At 69.7% G+C, this 22,437-nt stretch carries 24 protein-coding genes; all 24 read left to right on the top strand.

Annotated elements, in window-relative coordinates:
• The first annotated feature begins 119 nt into the window (after positions 1-119).
• Complete coding sequence (locus HW837_RS03760; RefSeq protein WP_193382364.1) at positions 120-644, top strand: hypothetical protein; 525 nt, start codon at positions 120-122, stop codon at positions 642-644.
• A gap of 77 nt (positions 645-721) precedes the next feature.
• Positions 722-1,219 carry a helix-turn-helix domain-containing protein gene (locus tag HW837_RS03765; RefSeq protein ID WP_193382363.1) on the top strand — a complete coding sequence of 166 codons (498 nt, stop codon included), beginning with the start codon at positions 722-724 and terminating at the stop codon, positions 1,217-1,219.
• Positions 1,206-2,483: a PBSX family phage terminase large subunit gene (locus HW837_RS03770; RefSeq protein WP_193382362.1), complete on the top strand. Its 1,278-nt coding sequence runs from the start codon at positions 1,206-1,208 to the stop codon at positions 2,481-2,483. The genes HW837_RS03765 and HW837_RS03770 overlap by 14 nt, the downstream gene beginning before the upstream one ends.
• Positions 2,480-2,725 (top strand): hypothetical protein, encoded by a 246-nt coding sequence (locus HW837_RS03775; protein WP_193382361.1) that lies wholly within the window; start codon positions 2,480-2,482, stop codon positions 2,723-2,725. Before HW837_RS03770 ends, HW837_RS03775 begins: the two co-directional genes overlap by 4 nt.
• Positions 2,706-4,223 (top strand): phage portal protein, encoded by a 1,518-nt coding sequence (locus HW837_RS03780; protein ID WP_193382360.1) that lies wholly within the window; start codon positions 2,706-2,708, stop codon positions 4,221-4,223. The genes HW837_RS03775 and HW837_RS03780 overlap by 20 nt, the downstream gene beginning before the upstream one ends.
• A gap of 18 nt (positions 4,224-4,241) precedes the next feature.
• Complete coding sequence (locus HW837_RS03785) at positions 4,242-5,357, top strand: phage minor capsid protein (protein WP_193382359.1); 1,116 nt, start codon at positions 4,242-4,244, stop codon at positions 5,355-5,357.
• Between the two features lie 90 nt (positions 5,358-5,447).
• Entirely contained in the window at positions 5,448-6,242 is a 795-nt protein-coding gene (locus HW837_RS03790; RefSeq protein WP_193382358.1) for a hypothetical protein, read from the top strand.
• A gap of 22 nt (positions 6,243-6,264) precedes the next feature.
• Positions 6,265-7,182 (top strand): major capsid protein, encoded by a 918-nt coding sequence (locus HW837_RS03795; RefSeq protein WP_060903408.1) that lies wholly within the window; start codon positions 6,265-6,267, stop codon positions 7,180-7,182.
• A gap of 42 nt (positions 7,183-7,224) precedes the next feature.
• Positions 7,225-8,151, top strand: a complete 927-nt coding sequence (locus tag HW837_RS03800) for a glycosyltransferase family 1 protein (protein ID WP_193382357.1) — start codon at positions 7,225-7,227, stop codon at positions 8,149-8,151.
• On the top strand, positions 8,142-8,795 hold the full coding sequence (locus HW837_RS03805; RefSeq protein WP_193382356.1) for a hypothetical protein: 654 nt from the start codon (positions 8,142-8,144) through the stop codon (positions 8,793-8,795). The genes HW837_RS03800 and HW837_RS03805 overlap by 10 nt, the downstream gene beginning before the upstream one ends.
• Positions 8,796-8,798: 3 nt before the next feature.
• Positions 8,799-9,434 (top strand): FkbM family methyltransferase, encoded by a 636-nt coding sequence (locus HW837_RS03810; protein WP_193382355.1) that lies wholly within the window; start codon positions 8,799-8,801, stop codon positions 9,432-9,434.
• Positions 9,431-10,435, top strand: coding sequence for a hypothetical protein (locus HW837_RS03815; RefSeq protein ID WP_193382354.1), 1,005 nt, complete (start codon positions 9,431-9,433; stop codon positions 10,433-10,435). Before HW837_RS03810 ends, HW837_RS03815 begins: the two co-directional genes overlap by 4 nt.
• 3 nt (positions 10,436-10,438) lie before the next feature.
• Positions 10,439-10,885 (top strand): hypothetical protein, encoded by a 447-nt coding sequence (locus HW837_RS03820; protein WP_060903413.1) that lies wholly within the window; start codon positions 10,439-10,441, stop codon positions 10,883-10,885.
• Positions 10,886-10,900: 15 nt separating this feature from the next.
• The gene (locus HW837_RS03825) at positions 10,901-11,872 is read left to right on the top strand and encodes a hypothetical protein (RefSeq protein ID WP_060903414.1); all 972 of its coding nucleotides are present in this window, start codon (positions 10,901-10,903) and stop codon (positions 11,870-11,872) included.
• A complete protein-coding gene (locus HW837_RS03830; protein WP_060903415.1) occupies positions 11,872-12,540 on the top strand; it encodes a hypothetical protein in 669 nt (222 codons plus the stop codon). The genes HW837_RS03825 and HW837_RS03830 overlap by 1 nt, the downstream gene beginning before the upstream one ends.
• The gene (locus HW837_RS03835; protein ID WP_060903416.1) at positions 12,540-12,857 is read left to right on the top strand and encodes a hypothetical protein; all 318 of its coding nucleotides are present in this window, start codon (positions 12,540-12,542) and stop codon (positions 12,855-12,857) included. The genes HW837_RS03830 and HW837_RS03835 overlap by 1 nt, the downstream gene beginning before the upstream one ends.
• A gap of 9 nt (positions 12,858-12,866) precedes the next feature.
• Entirely contained in the window at positions 12,867-13,217 is a 351-nt protein-coding gene (locus HW837_RS03840) for a minor capsid protein (RefSeq protein ID WP_060903417.1), read from the top strand.
• Entirely contained in the window at positions 13,214-13,651 is a 438-nt protein-coding gene (locus HW837_RS03845) for a minor capsid protein (protein WP_193382353.1), read from the top strand. Before HW837_RS03840 ends, HW837_RS03845 begins: the two co-directional genes overlap by 4 nt.
• A 9-nt stretch (positions 13,652-13,660) precedes the next feature.
• The gene (locus tag HW837_RS03850) at positions 13,661-14,137 is read left to right on the top strand and encodes a phage tail tube protein (RefSeq protein WP_060903419.1); all 477 of its coding nucleotides are present in this window, start codon (positions 13,661-13,663) and stop codon (positions 14,135-14,137) included.
• Positions 14,137-14,664 carry a DUF7426 family protein gene (locus HW837_RS03855; protein WP_060903420.1) on the top strand — a complete coding sequence of 176 codons (528 nt, stop codon included), beginning with the start codon at positions 14,137-14,139 and terminating at the stop codon, positions 14,662-14,664. The genes HW837_RS03850 and HW837_RS03855 overlap by 1 nt, the downstream gene beginning before the upstream one ends.
• 204 nt (positions 14,665-14,868) lie before the next feature.
• Complete coding sequence (locus tag HW837_RS03860) at positions 14,869-17,409, top strand: phage tail tape measure protein (RefSeq protein WP_193382352.1); 2,541 nt, start codon at positions 14,869-14,871, stop codon at positions 17,407-17,409.
• A gap of 4 nt (positions 17,410-17,413) precedes the next feature.
• Positions 17,414-20,545, top strand: coding sequence for a hypothetical protein (locus HW837_RS03865; RefSeq protein WP_193382351.1), 3,132 nt, complete (start codon positions 17,414-17,416; stop codon positions 20,543-20,545).
• Positions 20,546-20,562: 17 nt separating this feature from the next.
• Complete coding sequence (locus tag HW837_RS03870; RefSeq protein ID WP_319771727.1) at positions 20,563-22,176, top strand: right-handed parallel beta-helix repeat-containing protein; 1,614 nt, start codon at positions 20,563-20,565, stop codon at positions 22,174-22,176.
• Between the two features lie 7 nt (positions 22,177-22,183).
• The gene (locus tag HW837_RS03875) at positions 22,184-22,432 is read left to right on the top strand and encodes a hypothetical protein (protein ID WP_193382350.1); all 249 of its coding nucleotides are present in this window, start codon (positions 22,184-22,186) and stop codon (positions 22,430-22,432) included.
• Positions 22,433-22,437: the final 5 nt, after the last annotated feature.

Consider the following 22,437-nt stretch of genomic DNA (forward strand, 5'->3'; position numbering starts at 1 on the left):
CCGCACCCGTGTCCGAGCTATGCCTCACTCGTGTCACAGAAGCGCTTCGACGCCTTCACGCACCTCACACACTCACTACATTGGCCCCTCTCACCCAAAATCCCACCAAGAGGGGCCACATGAGCCAGCAGTACCCACAGCAGCAGCCGGGGTGGGTTCCGCCACAGCCGCCGAAGAAGATGTCCACCGGGGCCAAAGTCGCCCTGGGATGCGGCATCCCAACCGTCCTCGGCCTCCTCTTCCTCGGCGGCTGCGCCGTCCTCGTAGGCGGAGTCGCCGAAGAGGTCGACGAGGGAATCAAGCGCGACCAGAAGTCCAGCGAGGCCGAGAACAAGCGCGCCGGCGAGGAAGACGTCAAGATCACCGCCTGCAGCATCGGCGACGACGGATTCGGCGGCCAGGAGCTGAAAGTCAAGCTCCAGGTCACCAACAACGGCAAAGACCGAGCCAGTTACCTCGTCGAAGGCGAAGTAACCGACCAGGACGGCAACCAGATCACCACCATCAACGCCTTCGCCAAGGACCTCAACCATGGAAAGTCGAAGGCCGAGAACAACGCGGCCTTCGCCACGGGCGAGGATCTGAAGGACGCCACAAAGATCACCTGCAAGATCCTCAACGTCGATCGCACCGCAGTCCTCTAGCTGTACGACCGCCCACACATAGGCCCGGCCCGCCCGTGCGAGGCCGGGCCTTCGCGCGCTCAGGGGGGTGACCGCGCATGGGCACAGCCAAGCCGGTCACCGACAAGGAACGCGAGCGCGTCCGCCAGCTGCACTCCGAGGGCAAGGGCCGCAACGAAATCGCCGAGATCCTCGGACGCGGCGGCCGCACCATCAGCACCATCGCCAAAGACCTCGGCCTCTCCTTCTCCCGGGCCGCCGAGGTACGCCAGGCCACCGAGATCCGCCAGGCCGACCTCGCCGCCCGCCGCGCCGCCTTCGCCATCAAGCTCCAGGACATCGCCGAACGCGAGGCCGCGAAGATCAACCAGCCCCACACGTACTGGGACTGGGGCGGCAAAGAGCACGACTTCGACACCCACGACGCACCCGAGCCGACCCCCGGCGACAAGCGGGCGTACATGTCCCTCGTCGCCACCGCCGTCGACCGGTCACTGAGGCTCTCCCCGCCGAAGGAGGAGGGCGGCGCCGACCAGGTCGGCTCACTGCTCACGAACCTCTTCGACACGCTCCGGGCCCGGCATGGGGACCACTGAGCTACGGCTGTCCGACAAGCAAGAGATCTCCATCGCGCACTCCACGGCCTGGCTGAACGTGTGGGAGGGCTCGGTCCGGTCGGGCAAGACCATCGCGTCGCTGCTGCGCTGGCTGATGTACGTCGCGACAGCCCCGTCCGGCGGGCAACTGGTCGTCGTCGGCAAGACCTACGACACCGTCGCCCGCAACGTCTTCGGGCCACTCCAGGACCCGAGCATCGTCGGCCCAGAAGTCGCCAAGCTCGTGTCCTACACCCGCGGCTCCAGCGTCGCATGGATCCTCGGCAAACAGATCGAGGTCATCACCGCCAACGACGCCAAGGCCGAGGCCCGACTCCGCGGCCTCACGGGCGCCGGCGCGTACGTCGACGAGATGACGCTCGTGCCGAAAGAGTTCTTCAAGCGGCTCATCGACCGCATGTCCGTCCCCGGTGCCCTGATCTTCGGGACGACGAACCCCGACAACCCCGGGCACTGGCTGAGGAAAGAGTGGCTGCTCAGGGCCGACGAACTCGGCATCCGAACCTGGCATTTCACCCTCGACGACAACCCCGCGCTCTCGGCCGAGTACGTGGCCCGCATGAAGAAGGCGTTCGTCGGACTCTGGTACCGGCGGTACATCCTCGGCCACTGGGTGCAGAGTGAGGGCGCGATCTATGAGTGCTTCGACGCGAAGAAGCACGTCGTCTCGACGCTCCCCCGCATCGACCGTTGGCTGTGCGACGCGATCGACTACGGCACCGTCAACCCGTACGCCGACGTCCTGATCGGCCTGGGCGCGGACCGGAAGCTGTACGTCGTCTCCGAGTACCGGTACGACTCCCGCCGCGAGCGGAAGCAGATGACCGACTCCGAGTACTCCAAGGCCCGCCGGACCTGGCTCGCGAAGGTTCCACAGCCGGGTACGAACATGATCGGCGTGGCCCCGGAGTTCACGGTCGTCGACCCGTCCGCCAGCTCGTACATCGAGCAGCTGCACCGCGACCGCGTGCTCGGCGTCACCCAGGCCGACAACTCCGTCCTCGACGGCATCCGCACGGTGTCCTCACTGCTGTCGACCGACGACCTGTTCATCCACGAGTCCGCGCAGGGCCTGATCGACGAGATGCCCGGCTACAGCTGGGATGACGAGGCGGCGGAGCACGGCGAGGACAAGCCGATCAAGCAGGACGACCACAGCGTTGACGCGCTCCGGTACGGCATCCGGACGACTGAGTCCCTGTGGCGGCCGTACCTACCAACCCGCCTGGAGGTCGCCGCGTGATCGCCTGGTGGTCGTGGCTGCTCACCGCAGTCGGCGTGACCGGCCTCTACTTCGCCGGCCGGAAGCGCGCCCTCGGCTGGGCCATCGGCCTCGGGGCTCAGCTCCTGTGGGTCGCCTACGCACTATCGACCAGGCAGTACGGGTTCCTGGCGTCAGCGCTCGCATACGGCTGGGTGTACGCGAAGAACTTCCGTGCCTGGCGCTCCGAGAGGGAGGTGACCGATGCCGCTGCCCACGGGTAACGTCCCCTGGCCCCCGCCAGCACTCGCCCCCGCCCTCGACGCCATGCACGTCTGGGACACCTGGTGGTCCGGCGACCCCGACCGGCTGGAAACCCTCTACGGCGGCAGCAACGGCGGCGGCCCCGACCCCAAGCGGCTCCAGTACGCGGGCGGCGTCGTCGGCAAGCTGGCCCGCTGGTGGTGGGGCACACCCACCGCACCCGGAGAACGCCGCACCAAGCTGCACGTCCCGATCGCCGGCGACCTCTGCGGCGGCTCCGCGAACCTGCTGTTCTCCGAGCCGCCGACGTTCACCGTCGACGACAAGGACACGGCGACGCAGGAACGCCTTGACGAGCTGGTCGATGACGGCATGCTCGCCACCCTCCAGGCCGCGGCCGAAGTCGGCGCCGCATTGGGCAGCGTGTACCTACGGCCGGTGTACGACACCGCCCTTGCCGATCGGCCGTGGCTCGACGCCGTCCACGCCGACCGCGCCGTCCCGGAGTTCCGATGGAACCGGCTCGCCGCGGTGACGTTCTGGCGGATCGTCCACGAGGAGGATGGCCAGGTCTGGCGCCACCTGGAGCGGCACGAGCCCGGCGTCATCGAGCACGGCCTGTTCCAGGGCACTAAGTCCAAGCTCGGCCACCGGGTGCCGCTGGAGGACCACCCGGCCACCGAGGGGCTCGCCGAGGTCGTCACCGACGAAGGCCTGGTGGAGACCGGCTACGAGGGCCTGGACGTCTCGCACATCCCCAACGATGTGTCCCGCCGGTGGCGGTGCAACCCGCTGCTCCAGCACCTCGGCCGGTCCGACCTGGACGGCGTCGAGCCGATCATGGATGCCCTCGACGAAACGTACGCCTCGTGGATGCGGGACATCCGTCTCGGCAAGGGCCGCATCGTCGTCCCGAACGCGTACCTCCAGTCCAACGGACCGGGGCGCGGGGCGTCCTGGAACCCGGACCAGGAGGCGTTCGCGGGCATCGACATGCTCGCGCGCGGCGACAGCAATCAGCTGACCGTGGCGCAGTTCGACATCCGCGTCCAGGAGCACCGGGACACCGCTGAGGATCTCGTCAACCAGATCCTGAGGTCGGCCGGCTACTCGGGGCAGACCTTCGGGATCGGCGGGGACGTCGCGATCACCGCGACGGAGACCAACGCCAAGGAACGCAGGTCGATGACCACCCGAGGCCGCAAGATTCTGCGGACCCGGCCGGGCCTCGGCAACGCAGTACACGCCCTCCTCGCTGTCGACCGGCACGTGTTCGGCACGAAGGTGGTCCCGCAGCGGCCGAACATCGAGTTCTACGACTCGGTGCAGGAGGACCCGCTGTCGCTGGCGAACACGGCCGACGTCCTCAACCGGGCGATGGCGGCGTCCACCGAGACGCGAGTAAGGATGGTCCACCCTGAGTGGGACAAGGGCCTGGTCGAGGCCGAGGTCCGGCGGATTCAGGCGGAGACCGGGCAGGCCGTCCCGGACCCGATGCAGACCGGCGCGCTTCCGTAGCTCAGGGGGTGGTCGGCTGTGCCCGTCTCGCCGGCCATGGCCGAAGACCTCGCCGCCGCCGTCGCCGATCTGTACGAGGCCGCCGAGGGCGCACTGCTTCAGAAGCTGCGCCAGGCCCTCGCGGCAGGCATCGACAGCCCCGCGTGGGTGGAGCTGAAGTTGGCGGCCGTCGGCAACCTCCAGGCCGCCATCGACGAAGTTCTGGGGGCGCTTCAAACGGACGCGTCTGGCGCCATCCACGAGGCCCTTGCTGAGGCGTACGAGCGTGGCCAGCAGGCGGCCGTGGCGGAGCTGGGGGCGCTCGGCGTGGGGCAGACGGCAGCCGCTGCGACTGCGCTGCCCACGGCGCCGGTCGTCGACCGTCTGGCGGCTGCCGTCATCAACGACACCGGGCCCGTGTACCTGCGGATCCTGCGGCAGACGATGGACACCTACCGCGAGGTCATCGGCCGCGCGGCAGCTGCTCCCGTCCTGGGTGCGCAGACCCGCAGGCAGGCCGCTCAGTCGGCCCTCGACGCGTTCGCCAACCGGGGTGTCACGGGCTTCGTCGACCGGGCTGGGCGCTCGTGGGAGCTGCGGAGCTACGTGGAGATGGCGATGCGGTCGGCGGTCGGCCGGGCCGCCGTCGAGGCGCACTCCGAGCGTCTCGGCGCGGCCGGGGTGGAGCTGGTGTTGGTGTCGCAGGCGCCGGAGGAGTGCCCGCTGTGCCGCCCGTGGGAGCGGAAGATTCTCGCCCGCACGGGCGCGCCCGGGAAGCGGGACGTGCAGGTGGAGCACGCCACCGAGGACGGCGAGATGGTCACCGTGCAGGTGGCTGGGTCTCTGCCGGAAGCTCGCACGGCGGGGCTGATGCACCCGAACTGCCGGCACACCGTTTCCGCGTACCTGCCTGGTGCTTCCCGGATCCCGCCTGTGCAGGCGTCGCGGGGGACGTACGAGGACTCGCAGCGGCAGCGGTACTTCGAGCGGCAGGTGCGGAAGTGGAAGCGCCTGGAGGACGTGGCCATGGACGACGCGAAGCGCACGGCCGCGCGTGCCCGGGCGCGGGCGTATCAGGGGCGGATCCGTGAGCTGACCGCCGAGACGGGTCTGCCGCGCAAGGCCCACCGCGAGCAGCTGGAGACAGCCCGCTGACCAGAGTCTTCCGCCCGCCGGGTGCGGGCCGGATTGCAGTACAGCCCCGCCGGGTGCGGGGCTTTCCTACGCGCACCGGGAGTGCACGACATGCAGAAGCGAACCCTCCCCCGGCTGGCTGGCGCTGGCTGGGTCCACCCGTACGGTCACGGCCCTTTCGCCCCGTGGTACGCCGACGGCGGGGACGGAGACGGCTCCGGATCCAACGACGGCGGCGGTGACGACTCGGGCACCGGCGACGACGACGGCCAGGACGACGACGGCGCTGGCGGGACCGGCGACGACGACGGCCAGGACGACGCGGGCAAGGACAGCAAGCCGAAGCCCAAGCCGCCCGCCAGGAAGGACGACGGGGAGGACACCGCTACGACGATCGCCCGGCTCCAGAAGGAGCTGAAGACGGCGAACGCGGACGCGGCGAAGGCCCGGACGACCGCGAAGAAGAACGCGGCCGACGAGGCCCGCACGGAGATCGTGCAGGAACTCGGCAAGGCCCTCGGCCTGATCAAGGACGACAAGGACACCCCGCCCGACCCGGCCGCGCTGACCGCGAGGATCGAGCAGGCGACCGCCGCGCACCGTGAGACCGCGGTCGAGCTGGCGGTGTACCGGGGCGCCTCGAAGTTCGGCGCCGACCCGGACGCCCTCACCGACAGCCGCGCCTTCCTGAACTCGATCAAGGGCCTGGACCCGTCCGACGAGGGATTCGCGAAGGCAGTACAGGCCGCCATCAAGAAGGCGGTCGACGACAACCCCAAGCTCAAGGCGCAGGCCCCGGCGCCCGCGCGCACATCGGGCGACTTCTCCGGCGGGACCGGAGGACGCCCCAAGGACGATTCGATCGAAGCTCACCGCGAAGCACGCCGGAAGGCGCGCGGCGGCTGAGCCCTCATAGAGAGAGGCTCCCGTGGCCAACACGTTCCTGACCCCCGACATCATCGCCCGCCGGGCTCTGGCGACCCTGTACGAGTCCACGCACATGGCGATGCTCGTCCACCGCGACTACGAGGCCGACTTCGCCGGCCGCGTCGGTGACACGATCACCGTGCGCAAGCCCGCGACGTTCACCGCGACGGAGTTCGACCGCGGCACCGGCATCGTGCCGCAGAACGCCACCGAGACCGGCTTCCCGGTCGTCCTCAACCACTTCCCGGACGTCTCCGTCGCGGTGACGACCGAGCAGCTCACGCTGGAGATCAACGACTTCGGCGAGCAGCTCCTCGACCCGATGATGGAGGCGATGGCCCAGAAGATCGACCGCGATCTCCTGGCCCTGCGCGACGACGTCACCCAGGCCATCGGCGCCGTCGCGGAGAACACCGCCGGGGAGGACTACAACTACCCCGGCGGGGCCTACCCGTGGTCCGACTCCCGTGTCCTCATCGAGGCCGGCCGGGTCCTGGACCAGCAGAATGTCCCGCCGTCGGAGCGGCGCGTGGTCGTCGGTCCGCTGACGAAGTCCCGCTGGGTGGCGGAGCGCACCTGGCGTGAGGCGGACAAGCGGGGTGACACGGAGGGCCTGCGGGAGGCCTCGTTCGGTGGGCGCGTGTCCGGGTTCGACCCGTACATGACGCAGAACGTCACGGACCCGGAGGAGAGCGTCGCCTTCCACAAGACGGCGTTCGCCCTGGTGACCCGGACGCTGGAGGTTCCTCCGGGCGCCCAGGACGCAACGATCATGAACTACAAGGGGTTCGCGCTGCGCGTGGTCTACGACTACGACATCAAGTACAAGCAGACCGTCGTCTCGGTCGACTGCCTGTACGGCACGAAGACCCTCGACGCGAACCGGGCCGTCGTCATCAGCGACGGCACCGGCTCCTGACCCCTCCTGGGTGAGGTGGGGTGGCGGGTGAAAGGGGGCGCCGTGCGTGTGGTTGTGCTCGGCGCCCCCCGGCCGCTCCACCTGAACCGTTGGAAGGACTGCCTCACGGAAGGCGGCCAGGAACTCGGCTGGGACATGCTCCACCTCCCCGCCCGGGGCATCCCCGCCGACGACGTCGTACGGGCGTGCAAGGGCGCGGACCTGATGATCTGGGCCCGCACCCACGGCCACGACCCCACCGGCGACGTTGGGGCGATGCTGTGCCAGATCGAGGACGCAGGCACGGCCACGGTCGGCCTGCACCTCGATCTGTACTGGGGGATCGGCCGTCGTGAGCGGCAGATCGGTGTGGATCCGTGGTGGTCGTGCCAGTTCGTGTTCACTGCCGACGGCGGCCACCAGGAGCAGTTTCTGCAGCGGGGGGTGAATCACTTCTGGCTGCCTCCGCCGCTCGGCCGCCGCTGGCTCGGCCGCAGCGCCCCGGACCGGCGCCGCTTCCCCGGGCAGGCGGTGTTCGTCGGCGGCTACGTGCCCGACATCCACGGCCAGCACCGCCCCGCACTGCTGAACTGGGCCCGCCGCAGGTGGGGGCACCGGTTCGTGCAGTACGGCCGCTCACGGCCCGTCTGGGGCCCCGACCTCGGCACCCTGTACGCCTCAACGGAGCTCGTCCTCGGCGACTCCGCCGAAGCCGCCCGGTACTGGTCGGACCGGGTCGTCTGCACGATGGGCCGCGGTGGTCTCCTCGCGCACCCGCGTGTCGAGGGCATGGCCGAACTCGGCTTCACCGACGAGGTGATGCTGCTCTACGACCGCGGGGACTTCCCCGCCCTGGGTCGCCGCATCGACGCGCTCACCGCTGGGCGCCGGCGGGAGATGACGGATGCGGCGATCACGCTGATCAGTGAGCGGCATCTGTGGGAGCACCGGCTTCGAGACGTTGCGGAGGTGGTGTTCGGGTGCGGGTGATCATCGCGTGCGCAGGCTCCCCAGAGAAGTGGGGCAACCACCTCGGGGTCCCGAAGCATCTGGCACCGCTCACCGCACACCACGGGGTGCCGCTGCTGTACCGCACCGTCGGCCAGGTCCGCGAGCTCACCGACGACGTCCACGTGACCGCCCCGGCCGGGGACGCCCGGTACCGGGTGCCCGGGGTGACAGTGCATGAGCAGGACGGCAGCGGCCTGTGCGAGTACACGTCCACCCGGCACCTGTGGGCGAAGGCCGGCCGCACGGTGCTCCTCCTCGGGGACGTGTACTTCACCGATGCCGCGCTGGAGACGATCGCCTCGTTCCGGCCGCAGACGTACCGGGTGTTCGGCCGCTACGGCCCGTCCAAGGTGACCGGGACGCCGTACGGGGAGATCTTCGCCGCCTCGTGGTGGTCGGGCCAGCACGGGCGGATGGACAAGCGCCTCGCCCACGTCCACGGGGTCCGGGCTACGGGCGTCGTGACGCGGCCGCCCGGGTGGATGCTGCTGCGGGCATGGCAAGGGACCCCGCTCGGCAAGCACAGGGTGAGCCAGGACTGGTTCACCGAGATCGACGACCTCACTGACGACTTCGACACCGTGGCCGATTATCTGCGCCACCCGGCAACCCGAGGAGGCTGACCGGTGGCGAACGTCATGCGCGCTCTGCCCGCGCTGCTGAAGAACCTGGGCTTCACGCCCACCGAGCTGGTGCACGTCGGCGCCCACGAAGGCCAGGAGGTGCCGATCTACTACGAGGCCGGCATCCCGAACCTGACGCTCGTCGAGCCGATCCCCGCACTCGCCGCACGGCTTCGGGACAAGCACCCGGACGCCATCGTGCACGAGTGCGCGTGCGGGGCCGCGCCCGGGCGCGAGCAGCTGCACGTGATGGCGCGCTCGAACCTGTCCACCCTCGCCGCCCCGCAGCGCGGCGACCGGGTGACCGAGACGATCGAGGTCGACGTGCGGCGCCTCGACGAGATCGCCCCCCATGCGGACGCCGCAGCGATCGACGCGCAGGGCAGGGAACTGGACGTTCTCGCCGCAGCCCCCTGGCAGTCGCTGCGCCTGGTCGTCGTCGAGACCTGCACCGTGGCCGACTCCACCATGGCCAGCCCGTACAAGGATGTCGTCGAGCTGATGCAGGCTCACGACTTCCGTGAAGTGGACCGGTGGGCGCGGGACTACGACTGGCTCAACCGCTGGGCCCGCGGCCCGGGCCAGGCCCCGCGCGGCGGTGAGGTGCGGGACGTCGTCTTCTACCGGGAGCCGGTGTGAGCGTCGCCGTGCTGGTGCCGTGGCGCCCCGACGGTGGTCCACGACAGGCTGTGTGGGCGTGCGTGCGGGCCCGGTGGGAGGCGATCCATCCCAGCTGGGAGATCGTCACTGGAGCCTGTCCTGACGGCCTCTGGTCGAAGGGCGCGGCGGTTGCCGATGCGCTGCGGCAGACGGCCGCAGAGGTGCTGATCGTCGCGGATGCCGACGTGTGGAGCGTCGGGACGCCGTTCGCCGTCGAGGAGGTGCGTACCGGCCGGGCCCGGTGGGCGATGCCTCACCAGCTCGTACGCCGCCTGACCCCGGAGGCGACGCAGGCGGTCCTGGCGGGTGCCGCGATGTCCGGCCAGCCGACGCAGGAGACCCACCCTGGGACGCCTGGTGGCGGCCTGGTCGTCCTCTCGCGGGACGTCCTCGAAGGCGTCCCCATGGACCCGGCCTTCACCGGCTGGGGCCAGGAAGACCAAGCGTGGGCTCTCGCCCTTCAGACGCTGGCTGGCCCCATGTGGCGCGGCGACTCTGACCTGTTCCACCTGTGGCACCCGCCCGCCCCGCGCCGGTCCCGCGCGGTCGGCTCGGCTGAGTCTCTGGCCCGCTACCGCCGCTACCAGGCCGCCTCCGGGCAGACCGCGCAGATGCGGGCGCTGGTGGCCGAGTTCTGTCCGACCCCGCTGGAGGGATCCCCCATGACGTACAGGTACCGCAACGCGAACACGGGCGACGAGGTCGAGTACCGGCACCGCAACGCCCGGCTGGAGATGCTGCCCAACTGGTCGCGGGTCGCCGCGCCGCAGCCGGTGAAGGCCCCGGAGCCCAAGACCCCGGAACCGCCCGCCCAGGACCCGCCGAGCAGCAGCCCGCCGGCAGAGCCGTCGGCGCGGGACTCCAAAGCCGCCTGGGTGGAGTACGCCACCAGCCGCGCCCAAGACTCCGACGAGGCCGCCGCGATCGCCGCCCTCACCAAGGCCGAACTCATCCACCGCTACGGCCCGAAGGAGGCCTGACCCATGGCGGACATCGTCTTCAATCAGGCGCTGGGCCGCCTCGCCCACTACGCCTCCCTGCCGGCCGCAAGCGACGGCCTGGTCCTGGTCCTCTTGGAAGCGGCTGGTCTCGTGTCGGACGCCACGATGCGGGACTACGACACTCTGGACGCGATCCTCGCGGGCGCGTCCAACGAGCAGACCGACATGGGCCGCAAGGCCCTGGCGTCAGTCACGGTCACGGTCGACGACGCCAACGACCGGGTCGCAATCGACGCCGCCGACGTGACGTGGACCGCGACGAGCGGCAACACCGTGGGCGCCGCGGTCATCTGCTACGACCCCGACATCGGGGCGGGCACGGACGCCGACCTGGTACCGCTGACCAAGCACGACTGCGTGATGACGCCGGACGGCACCGACTTCACGCTGACCGTCAGCGATATCGCGCGGGCCACCTCAGCCGCATAGAGGGGGTGAGCCCGGGTGGCGTTGCTGGAGACGGTGCAGGACAACTTCAACGACAACGCGATCGACGGAACGCTGTGGCCCAACTCCTTCGGGAACATCTCGGAGGTGGGCGGCAGGGCCCGGGTCGCCTGTGACACCGGCTTCAACGCCTACAGCACAGCCCTCACCTACACCCTCCAGGAATCCTCGGTGTATCTGCGCGCGTATTCGCACGCAGGCGGCGGGGCGACGACGGAGGCGTGGGCACAGATCCTGATCAAGAGCAGCACGGGCGGAACCGACTTGGGGTTCGAGCTGCGCATGACCAGTGACGATCTGGTGTGCTTCTCCCGGACTGGCTACTTCGACCCGGGCGAAGTGGCCGTCCCGTACTCGTCGACGGATCACGCATGGCTACGAGTTCGCGAGGCTGGCGGAACGGTCTTCTGGGACACCTCCCCGGACGGCGTCGACTGGACGAACCGGCGGTCGGAGACCAGCCCTTCATGGGTCGGGGATGCGGATCTAGAGTTCCAGCTCATCGCCCACCGCTCCGACGGCGCCGACGACTTCGCCGAGTTCGACAACGTCAACGTCTTCGGCCAGACTCTCGCGCTCGCCCTGGCCGCCGAGGCGGACACCGCCCGCCCGCTCATCTCGGCCAAGACGCGGGCCCTGGGCGTCGCCGCCGGAACCGACGCCGCGCAGCCCCTCAGCCGGCACAAGACCTTCGTGCTCGGCGAGGCCGCCGAGACCAGTACGGCCCGGCCACTCGGTGTCAGCAAACGACTGGCCCTCGGCATCGCTACGGGGAGCGCGACCGCGCGGCCGCTGGTCGGCGGGAAGCGGCTCACGCTCGGTACCGCAGTCGAGACGACTGCCGCACGGCCCCTCGCCACCGTGTTGCAGCGCCCTGCCGAGTCCCTGACTGCGGGTGTCTCCGGCCCGCTTCTGACGGCCGGTGCCAACGGGCCGACCCTGACGACGTCTGTGAGTGGAGGTGGCTGATGCCTGATGTCGGAGACCTCGTCACCGCGTCGCTGACTGTGGATCCCTACGACAACACGACGGATGCGGTGCTGGTGGTGACGCTGCCGGACGGCACCACGGTGAGCCCGCCTGTGACGGGGTCGGGTGGCGGGCAGACGTGGACGGCGCCGGTCACGTACACCCAGGCCGGTGTGTGGCTGCTGCGGTGGACGGTCACTGGGACCGGGGCGAGCGTCGAGAACCAGCGGGTCTCCGTGGCACCCACCCCGGGCGCCGGGCTGACGGGCCGGGTCTACGCGACCACAACGCAGCTCGCCAACTACCTCCAGGCGGCGCCCCCGCTGGACGCGGCCCGGCTGCTGCTGGAGGCGTCCCGGCTCCTGGACCGAGACTTCCTGATCCCGGCCGTGTACGACGTCGACGACGACGGTCTGCCGACCGACGCGGAAGTGGCGGCGGCGTTCGCGGAAGCGGTGTGCGCGCAGGTGGAGTTCTGGGAGGAGGTCGGCCCAGAGACCGACATCTCCGGCCCGCTGGAGGGTGTGACGATCGGCTCGGTGAGTCTCCAGTACGGTGCGGGCGACAACCGGTCGGGGCCGTCGTACTACGCGCCGAAGCTGGCGCGCGCGCTTGCCTCGCTGCCGTCGTCGAAGTTCCGGTTGACCGTGTCCACGGGGTGCTACTGATGGGTAGCATCCCGCCGCGCTTCATGATCCATGAGATCACCGTCGAGCCGCCCGCGGGCGAGTCGAGCCGAGGCCCGTTGTACGGGATGCCGACCACAGTGAAGTGCCTCCTCGACGAGCAGACCCGTGCCGTGCGGACGCCTGGTGGTGAGCAGGTCACGTCCACGTCGACCGCCTATGCCGGCCTCGGTGAGAACGTGCCGCCGCTGTCGCGGGTGACGCTGCCGGACGGTCGGGTCACGAAGGTCATCCAGACCAAGCGGCGCGACGGCAAGAAGCTCGGTACCCCCAACCACCTGGAAATCCAGCTCGAATAGGGAGTGCCCGTGGCCGCACGCTTCCAGCTCGACTTCAACGGGGCGACCGTCGCACGGGAGCTGCGTGCCGCAGCCTCGCGTGGCCTGGTGCTCGCTGCCGAGCACGTCCTCACCGAGGCTCAGGCCGTCGTGCCGCTCGACGAGGGCTACCTCCAGAGCACGGGCACGGCCAGCGTCGACGAAGGCACACTCACGGCGGCAGTGTCGTACGACGGCCCGTACGCGGTCCGCCAGCACGAAGAGCTGGACTACCGGCACGCGCCCGGCCGGCAGGCGAAGTACCTCGAAGGGCCGCTCAATGCCGCCCGCTCCGAGGTCGCCGCGATCATCGCGGCGCAGCTGAGGCGGGCGATGCGATGAGCACCACCCACGACGCCGACCTCCTCCAGGGCGTCGCCGAACTCCTCGACGCCGAGAACGTCGGCACCTACGACCCCAGCGGCGCACTGCCGGCCGGGGCCACGGGGATCGTGCTCGGCAAGGTCCCAGACAGCCCAGACCGGGCAATCGGCCTGACCCCGTACCCGGTGTCGGACGACGACTCCACGGACACGGTCACCGGCATCCAGGCGCGCATGCGAGCGGGCACGGACCCGGTCGACGTCGTCCAGCTCGCCAACGACGTGTTCACCGTCCTGCACAACCGGCGCTCGTACGACGCACACGACGTGCGGGTGGAGATCTCCTGGCGCAACAGCCAGGCGTGGATCGGCCAGGACACCCACGGCCGCATGGAGCTGGTCGCCAACTACTACTTCCGGACGATCCGGTCCGGGCCCCACCTGATCGACTAGGAGGACCGCATGTCCACTCCCATCGAGGAGAACGAGCTCGCACGCGAGTGGCGGGTCGACGTCAACATGGGCACGGAAGAGGTGCCTGACTGGCAGCTGTGCCCCGGCGTCCGCGAGTTCCAGCACACGGCCCCGCCGAACATCGAGGACTCCAGCGACTACGACTCCGACGGGTGGGCGGGCAACACCAAGACCGCGCAGTCGTGGGCCCTGGAGATGACCATCCGCCGCAAGGCGAACAAGACCGTCAAGGTGTTCCACCCGGTGCACGAGGCGATCCGGCTGGCTGCGGACGCGTACGGCGAGGCGAACCTGGTGCACCTGCGCTGGTACAACCGTGAGGGCCTGCCGGAGGCGTACGAGGGCAAGGCCATCCCGGAGTGGGAGCCTCAGGGTGGCGAGTACACCGCGCTCGGCGAGGTCGCCGTCAACTTCACCGGCGACGGGCCGCGCACGACGATCGACAACCCGCTCGCGGGCAGCTGATGGCCGCGCAGTTCGAAGCGCTCGGCGATTTCCTCGACGACTGGCTTGAGCTGCCGGTGCGCGGCAAGGACGGGCAGACACGTACGTACCGCATCCCGTCACCGCCCGCTGAGGACGGTCTTCGCGTCGAGGAGATCACCAAGGCGGCAGCGCGGCTCTTCCTGAACGGCGTCTCGCCGGACGAGGAACTCCTCGACGACGACGAGGAGCGGGACCTGTATCGCCTGGTCCTTGGCTCGATGCATGACGAGATCCTCGCGGACGTGAGCTGGACGCGGTTCCGGCACGTGGCTCTCACGACGATGGTGTGGATCGTCCAGGACCGCGACTCCGCCGCCAAGTACTGGTCTGCGGGCGGCGACCCTTCTCGCCTCGCCCCGAACCGGGCGGCCCGTCGGCAGCCGAAGTCTCAGCGCTCGGCATCGGCTGCGGCGAGTACGACCCGGTCACGGGGCTCTACGAATGGTACGAAGGCGGGCTCCCGCCAGCGCGGTCGCAAGGGGGCCGGCGGCGCAGGCCGCGGGTAACCCGGACCGATCTCCTGGAGCAGTGGCCGCTGGTCGAGGCCGACTTCCAGGAGACATACGGCCTCGACCTGAACACCCCTGGCCTCCTTCGCGCCCGGTCGTGGCGCTGGTTCCTCACCCGCCTGTACGGGCTGCTCTCCGCAGAGTCCCGTATCAGCCGGCACTTCGCTCCTCCGGAGCCCAAACCACGGAGGAGGTAGCGCTGTGGCGCTCGTCGTTGGTGAACTCACCGGTGTCATCACCCTCGACGACACGGGGGTGGATCCTGCCCTGCGCCGTGCCGAGCGCGCGATGCGGGACACCGGTGAGCAGATGGGCGACGACGCCGAACGGGCCGGTCGGCAGGCGGGGGAGAACCTCGGCGAGGGTCTCGTGCGGGGCGCCGACGGGCGGCTGCGGGACATCAACGGCAGGTTCGTCAGGGCGGTCCGCCAGGCGGGCGACGACGCCACGACCGCCGCCCGTTCCGAGGGCGAGAACACGGGCGAGGCTTTCGGGGACGGTCTCAGCGAAGGCGCCGAGCAAGGGGGTGACAACGCCTCCGCCGCAGCGGTGAACGGCCTGGAGAAGCTCAAGACGGCGGCGGCTGGCATCGGTCTGGCCGCTGGTGCTGTGCTGATGGCGTCCATGGCGCAGGCCATGGAGCAGTCGAGGATCACCGGACGCTTGGGCGCGCAGCTCGGCGCCACCCCGGCGGAGGCTCAGAAGTACGGAAAGATCGCTGGCGCTCTGTACTCGAAGGCGATCACGGAGGACTTCCAGGGCGCGGCCGACGCGATCTCGGCGACGATGCGTGCCGGCCTCCTGCCTCCGGACGCGACGAACGCACAGATCGAGTCCATCGCCACCAAGGTCTCCGACCTGGCGACCACCTTCGAACTCGACCTCGGCCAGGCGGCGAACGCCGTCGGCCAGATCCTGAAGACCGGGCTCGCGCGGGACGGCGGCGAGGCGCTCGACGTCCTCACCCGCGGACTTCAGGTGATGGGCCCGCGCGCGGACGACATCGCCGACACCTTCAACGAGTACTCGACGATCTTCCGGCAGCTGGGTATCTCCGCCGAGGACGCGACCGGGATCATGTCGCAGGGCCTGAAGGCCGGCGCCCGGGACACCGACGTGGTCGCGGACTCGCTGAAGGAACTGGTCCTGATCACGCAGGGCGGCGGCGCCGAGGTCGACGCCGCCTTCTCGAAGATCGGCCTGTCCGGCAAGGAGATGCAGGCGGCGTTCTCGAAGGGTGGTCCGGCGGCCGAGGATGCGCTGGACAAGATTTTCGACGGGCTCCGCAAGATCAAGGACCCTGCGGACAGGTCAGCTCTGGCGCTGACGCTGTTCGGCACCAAGTCCGAGGACATGCAGAAAGCCTTGTTCGGGATCGACCCGTCGAAGGCTGTGGAAAGCCTCGGCGAGGTGGGCGGCGCGGCCGACCGGATGGGCGACACCCTGCGGGACAACGCGGGCACGAAGCTGGAGGCCTTCAAGCGGGGCATGCAGCAGAACCTCGTCGACTTCCTCGGTGGAGCCGTCATCCCCGGTCTGGAGACCTTCCGCAGCAAGGTCGGCGGCGTGTTCGGCCGGATGTGGTCCGAGGCCGGGAAGGGCAGCGAGGGCACGGCGGACCGGATCATCAGCTTCTTCGGGCTGCTCGCGCAGAAGGTCGGCTCGAAGCTGGCGGAGCAGGTGCCGAAGGCGATCGAGGGGCTGATGAATTTCGGCGGGAAGATCGCCGATTTCGTCGCCGCGAACCCGGAGAAGGTGCTGAAGATCGGGCTCATCGCGGCGGCGATCGTCCTCGCGATCGTCGCTCTGCCGATCACTGTGGGGGCCGCGCTGTCGGCGGCCGTCGCCATGATCATGATCGGATTCGTACGGAACCTGATCACCGGCCTCAACGACAACCTGCCCAAGTGGTGGCAGAGCTTCCGGGACTGGGTCTCCGCCAAAGCGGGCGAAGCGGGCAGCATGTTCGCTGCTGTCGGCCTCGCCATCGGGGTCTGGTTCGGGGGCCTGTGGTCCCGCTACATCGGGGGCCCCGTCTCGCGCGCCTGGTCCTCATTCATCACCAGCGTGCGCGCGCTGCCCGGCCGCACACTGGCGGCGCTGGCCGCGCTCGGCTCCATCCTCGCCACTGTGTCAGGGAACGCCTGGCAGCGATTCAAGGACGGCGCCTCCCGCAAGGGCACCGAGTTCCTGTCCTGGGTGCGAGGTCTGCCCGGGCGGGCGAAGTCGGCCCTCGGCAACGTCGGCAGCATCCTGCTGGCCGCCGGCGGCAGCCTCATCCAGGGCTTCATCAACGGCATCAAGGCGAAGATCGGCAGCGTTCGCAGCGCAGCGTCGTCCGTCGTCAGCGCGGCCCGGGACTACTTCCCGTTCAGCCCCGCCCGGAAGGGCCCGTTCGCCGGCCGTGGGTACACCACGTACTCCGGCCAGGCCCTGATGGACGGCTTCGCGCAGGGCATCCGCGACAGTTCCGGTCAGGTCGGCCGTGCCCTGGCAGGCATGCCCGGCATGCCCGATGCGATGGCGGACTCCTCCTTGGGGGCCCTCGCTGCCACCCCGACTCCGGGCGAGCTGGCTGCGGCCAGGACGGCTGGTGGCGCGGGCGCAGGCGGTACGCGTCCGGGCCAGGTCGTGACGCTACGGGGCGGCGACGCCTGGGGCGACATGGTCATCGAGACGATCCGCGACCGCGTCGGCATCGGCGGCGGCGACGTCCAGCTCTACCTCAGCCCGAGGAGGTGACCAGGTGGCGTTCCCTGAAGACCCGCTCGGCCTGAAGATCGAGATCCGGCCCGGCACAGCGTGGACAGACATCACCGTCCGCTGCAAGACAGACGATCCGGTCGTCCACTCGCGCGGGATCCGCAACAAGGGCACAAGCGCGGAGCCCGCCTCCGCCCCTCTGAAGATCAACAACAAGGACGGGGTGTTCTCCCCACGCAACCCCATGAGCCCCTACTACGGACAGCTCAGCCTCAACACCCCCGTACGGCTGTGGATCCCCGGCGGTGACCACTTCCTCGACCTCGACGGCAGCCCCGACAACTACGCCTCCACCCCCGACCACGCCTCGTTGGACATCACCGGCGATGTCGACCTGCGATGGGAGGGCGAGGCCAACTGGTACGGGCCCGGGGCGCGGATGCTCATCGGCAAGTGGGGTGCCGTCGGCGACCGGTCCTACCACATGCGCCTGCAAGATGGTTCGCTCTACATGCAAGTCCACTACGGCAGCAGCGCCTTCGTCCACACCGCCCAGCCCCTGCCGGTGCTGCCTGAGCGGGCCGCGCTGCGCACGGTCCTGGACGCGGACAACGGCGCCGGCGGCTGGTCGATCAGCCACTACTGGGCGCCGACCATCGCCGGGCCCTGGACGCAGATCGGGGACACGTTCAGCTTCACCGACATCGGCCCGATCACCGTCCACACCAGCACAGCCCCCTTGCTCATCGCCCCGGCACACCTGGCCGTCACCCCGCCCCGTGAGCCGGTCGAGGGCAAGGTCTACAAGGCCGAGGTCCGAGGAGCCAGCGTCCTCGTCGCGAGCCCCGATTTCACCGCCCAACCGCTCGGCACCGCCTCGTTCGCGGACTCCGCCGGCCGCACGTGGTCTTTCGCCGGAAACGCCGCAGTCGCGGACCGGCAGGAGATCTTCGTCGGGGAGATCGCGAACTGGCCGCAGCGCTGGGTGCCGTCTGGCGCACTGGTGTGGACCCGCGTACAGGCGGCGGGAATCCTGCGCCGTCTCGGGCAGGGACAGCGGCCCCTCGACTCCACGCTTCGTCGCCGAATCCCCAGCGGCTCTCCGGACGCGTACTGGCCGTTCGAGGAGGACAACCTCGCCTCGCGCGCCTACTCACCCATCGAGGGCGTCTCACCAGCGGCGGTGACCGGCGTGGAGTGGGCATCGGTGGACACCCTGCCGTCTTCGAAGGCCCTGCCCCGGCTCACGGCCGCCGCGACCCTGTCGGCGATCGTGCCCGGCACCGCCAACGACGGCGAATGGCAGGTCGAGTTCGTCTACAACGCCGACGACAAGGCACCCGTGGCCAACACGGAAGTCGTCAGCATCTCCACCACCGGCACCGTGCGGCGCTGGTCCCTGAACCTGCGCAACGGTGCGGGCACGGTGTTCGGCTACGACGCCTCGGGCACGGCCATCGTGAACCAGAGCGTGGCGCTGGGCGGCGACGTGTTCCACGGCTGGGTACGCCTGAGGTTCTACGTCAGCGAGGACGCCGGGACCGTGACCTGGGGCATGTTCTTCCAGGACCCCGGCGGCGACGCGGGCGGTATCAGCCGCACCGTCGCAGGCGCCTCCGGCCGGGTAACCGCCGTCACCGCGAACTGGGGCGCGGCCACCGAGGGGTGGGCGTTCGGTCACCTGTCGGTTCTGCCAGAGGCAGCGTCGACGTTGTACAGCGGCAGTGACCGGGCTTACTCGGGCGAGACGGCCTGGGAGCGGATGCTGCGTCTGGCTGGTGAGGAGGGCCTCCCGATGGGTCGGGTTCCGGGCCAGTTGGCGCCGGAGCGGGTCGGGCCGCAGCGCACAGAGACCCTGTTGAAGGTGCTCGCGGACGCGGCGGCGGCCGATGGCGGGATGCTGCTGGAGGACCGCAGACGGCTCGGCCTGGTGTACCGGGATCGGTCCTCGATGTACACGCAGGAGCCGGCGCTCACGCTGACGTACGGGGCGCCGGGGCTGTCGCTGCCGCTGGAGCCGGACGACGAGGCGGATGTCGTTCGCAACGACCGCACGGTCAAACGCGATGGCGGCTCTGAGGGGCGCGCGGTCCTGCGCGAGGGCAAGCTGTCCGTGCAGGCTCCGCCGAATGGGATCGGCCTGTACGACGACTCCGTCCCCCTGGCGCTCGCCGACGACATCCAGACGGAGCCGATCGCGTACTGGCGGCTGCATCACGGCACGTACGACGGTGCCCGCTACCCGTCCGTACGTGTGCTTCTGCACCGGGCTCCGGCGCTGATCCCGGCCGTGCTCGCGCTGCGCGAGGGCGACCTGATCCGCATCACCGGCCTGCCCCCGTGGGTGGCGTACGGAGACATCGACCTGATCGTCACCGGCTGGTCGGAGACCCTGCTGCCCCGTACGTGGGAGATCACGTTCACGTGCGAGCCCGGCGGTCCCTGGGACCTGGCGACCATCAACGTCATTCACGAAGGGTTCGAGGACGAGACGTACGACGTCACCCTGACCGCTGGCGGGACCCTGCCGTGGACGCGGACGAGCACACAGGCCCGCTCGGGCACGTACTCCCTGCGCTCCGGGGCGATCGGCAACAACCAGACCAGCGACGTGACCGTGACCGTCCCGTCGGGGGCAACCACCTTGTCGTTCTGGTACCGCACCTCCAGCGAGGCGTCCGGGCCCGGCTTCGAGGGGGACCGGCTCCTGGTCCTCGTCGACGGCGTCCAGGTCCTCCGCGCCCAAGGCACCACCGGGTGGACCCAGTTCACGACCGACGTCACCGGCAAAACGGCGGTCCTCTTCCGGTACGCCAAGGACAACTCGGCCGTCAGCGGCGAGGACGCCGTCTACATCGACGACCTACGGATCCTCCTCGGCTCCTACGCCCCGACCAAGGCTGGCACCGACGGCAGCCAGCTCGCCGACGGCGTGGACACAGACGACACGACGCTGTCCGTCGAGGTCACCGCCGGGCCCCTGTGGACAACCGACCTGAACGAGATGCCGATCCGGATCGACGTCGGCGGCGAGCACATGGACGTCACGGCGATCAGCGACCCGTATGAGGGCGTGCAGGAGTTCGCCGTCGTCCGGGCCCTCAACGGGGTCGTCAAGGCGCACCCCGCGGGCACGCCCGTCACCGTGGGCCGGCGCGCGCCCGCGTCCCTGTAGCAGGAAGAGGAGGACTTGTGGCGACACCGGTTGAAGAGTGGTTCGTCGGGATGGACGTCACGGCCGGCCGCCTGGAGGCGATGAACCAGCGCTCCAGCTTCATGGTGACGAACTTCGGTGCGGACAGCAGCGGCACCGTGGACGCCTCACCGGGTATCCAGGCGGCGCTCGATGCCGCCCGGGACCTGGACGGTGCGCAGGTCCTGGTGCCGCCCGGTGTGTACCTGATCGGCGCGACCCTGCGGATCTACACGAACACCCGGTTGACGCTCATGGCGGGCGCGGAGTTCCGCCGCAATGTCGCCGCCACGATGATCATCAACGGTGACAGTGGGCAGGACCTCGCCGGCTACACCGGTCACAGCAACATCGTGATCGAGGGTGGCCTGTGGAACATGAGGGGGACGACCAGCGGACTGACCGCGAGCGCGATGTGTATCAGCATCGGGCACGCCACCGACATCGTCATCCGCGACCTCGAAGTCCGCGACCTGCCCGGGTATCACGCCATCGAGCTGAACTCGACCTCCCACGGGCTGATCGAGAACTGTCGCTTCCGCGGCTACGTGGACCCTGGTTCGAGGGACTTTTCCGAGGCGATCCAGCTCGACCTCGCCAAGTCCAGCTCGGTGTTCGGGGGGTTCGGTCCGTACGACCACACGCCCACCGAAGACGTCCTCATCGTCGGCTGCCACTTCGGGGCGTCCGGCACGGCCGGGACGACGGCCTGGCCGCGCGGCGTCGGCTCGCACTCGGCGACGATCACCAAGTGGCACCGCCGTATCCGGGTCATCGGCAACAGCTTCGAGGGAATCCTCCAGTACGCGGTCAGCGCGTACAACTGGGAAGACGTCACGGTCGTCGGCAACACGTTCTTGGACTGCGGCTCCGGCGTACGGGTCCGTACGGTGATCGTCGCCGACACCGAGGACACCAAACTTCCCGATGGCACGCAGACGTCCGCGTCGCAGAACCTGCGGAACATCGTCATCGCCGGCAACTCGTTCCGGGGCGGCCTGGCCTACGACGAGCCGATCATCTGCCTCGGTGAGACCACCGGCACCGTCCTCAACGTCGCGATCACCGGCAACACCATCGACGGCTCGACGTCCGGGCAGGGCGGCATCCGCCTCCAGGAGTGCAGCCGGATCACGGTCGGCGACAACACGATCAACAACGTCGACGGCAGCGGCATCAGCACGGAGGACTGCAACACCCTCACGATCACCGGGAACAACGTCTACAACTGCGAGGGCCACGGCATCACCCTCGTCGACATCACCAACACCAACGTCGTCGGCAACCAAGTCCGCGAGCCAGGCGAGAACGGGATCCTGGTGCAGGGCGGCCAGTACGTGCACCTGCGGGACAACTTCATCCGCTCCCCCAGCCGGAACACGAACAACAACGCCTACGGCATCCGCCTGTCCACGGCGGCGGACAGCGTCAACGTCTCCGGCAACAAGGTCCGCCCGCACGGCAGCGGCAACGAGGCCGCGTACGCGTTCTCCGCGACGAACACCGTGACCACGCTCTCCCGGTACGGCAACGACTGGCTCGGCACCTACGCCACCGGCCGACTCAACGACGGCAGCATCACCCCGAACACGTCCGCCACCGACCTCAGCTAGGAGAACCATGGGCAGCTTCCGTGCGGAAGGACTGGTCGCAGACGTCGCCGAGGCCGTCGAGGCGGCCGACAACCAGGGCGACACCACCCAGTTCGAGGCCGTACGAGCCTTCGTGCTGGCCGAGCTGGCAGCCTGGCCGACCGGCCCGGGCGCCCCGAACGGAGTCCTCGTCGAGGCGGCCGGCCACCACGACGCGACCAGCCGGAACGTGACGATCGTGATCCGGCCTATGCGGGTCATCGCCCCGGAGGACTGACCCGC

This window comes from Streptomyces caniscabiei (genome assembly GCF_014930365.1).
GTDB lineage: Bacteria > Actinomycetota > Actinomycetes > Streptomycetales > Streptomycetaceae > Streptomyces > Streptomyces caniscabiei.

Excerpts from the sequence above, each read along its gene's own strand:
- HW837_RS03760 (WP_193382364.1), top strand. The coding sequence starts at position 120 with ATGAGCCAGCAGTACCCACAGCAGCAGCCGGGGTGGGTTCCGCCACAG.
- HW837_RS03765 (WP_193382363.1), top strand. The coding sequence starts at position 722 with ATGGGCACAGCCAAGCCGGTCACCGACAAGGAACGCGAGCGCGTCCGC.
- HW837_RS03770 (WP_193382362.1), top strand. The coding sequence starts at position 1,206 with ATGGGGACCACTGAGCTACGGCTGTCCGACAAGCAAGAGATCTCCATC.
- HW837_RS03780 (WP_193382360.1), top strand. The coding sequence starts at position 2,706 with ATGCCGCTGCCCACGGGTAACGTCCCCTGGCCCCCGCCAGCACTCGCC.
- HW837_RS03790 (WP_193382358.1), top strand. The coding sequence starts at position 5,448 with ATGCAGAAGCGAACCCTCCCCCGGCTGGCTGGCGCTGGCTGGGTCCAC.
- HW837_RS03820 (WP_060903413.1), top strand. The coding sequence starts at position 10,439 with ATGGCGGACATCGTCTTCAATCAGGCGCTGGGCCGCCTCGCCCACTAC.
- HW837_RS03830 (WP_060903415.1), top strand. The coding sequence starts at position 11,872 with ATGCCTGATGTCGGAGACCTCGTCACCGCGTCGCTGACTGTGGATCCC.
- HW837_RS03835 (WP_060903416.1), top strand. The coding sequence starts at position 12,540 with ATGGGTAGCATCCCGCCGCGCTTCATGATCCATGAGATCACCGTCGAG.
- HW837_RS03845 (WP_193382353.1), top strand. The coding sequence starts at position 13,214 with ATGAGCACCACCCACGACGCCGACCTCCTCCAGGGCGTCGCCGAACTC.
- HW837_RS03850 (WP_060903419.1), top strand. The coding sequence starts at position 13,661 with ATGTCCACTCCCATCGAGGAGAACGAGCTCGCACGCGAGTGGCGGGTC.
- HW837_RS03855 (WP_060903420.1), top strand. The coding sequence starts at position 14,137 with ATGGCCGCGCAGTTCGAAGCGCTCGGCGATTTCCTCGACGACTGGCTT.
- HW837_RS03875 (WP_193382350.1), top strand. The coding sequence starts at position 22,184 with ATGGGCAGCTTCCGTGCGGAAGGACTGGTCGCAGACGTCGCCGAGGCC.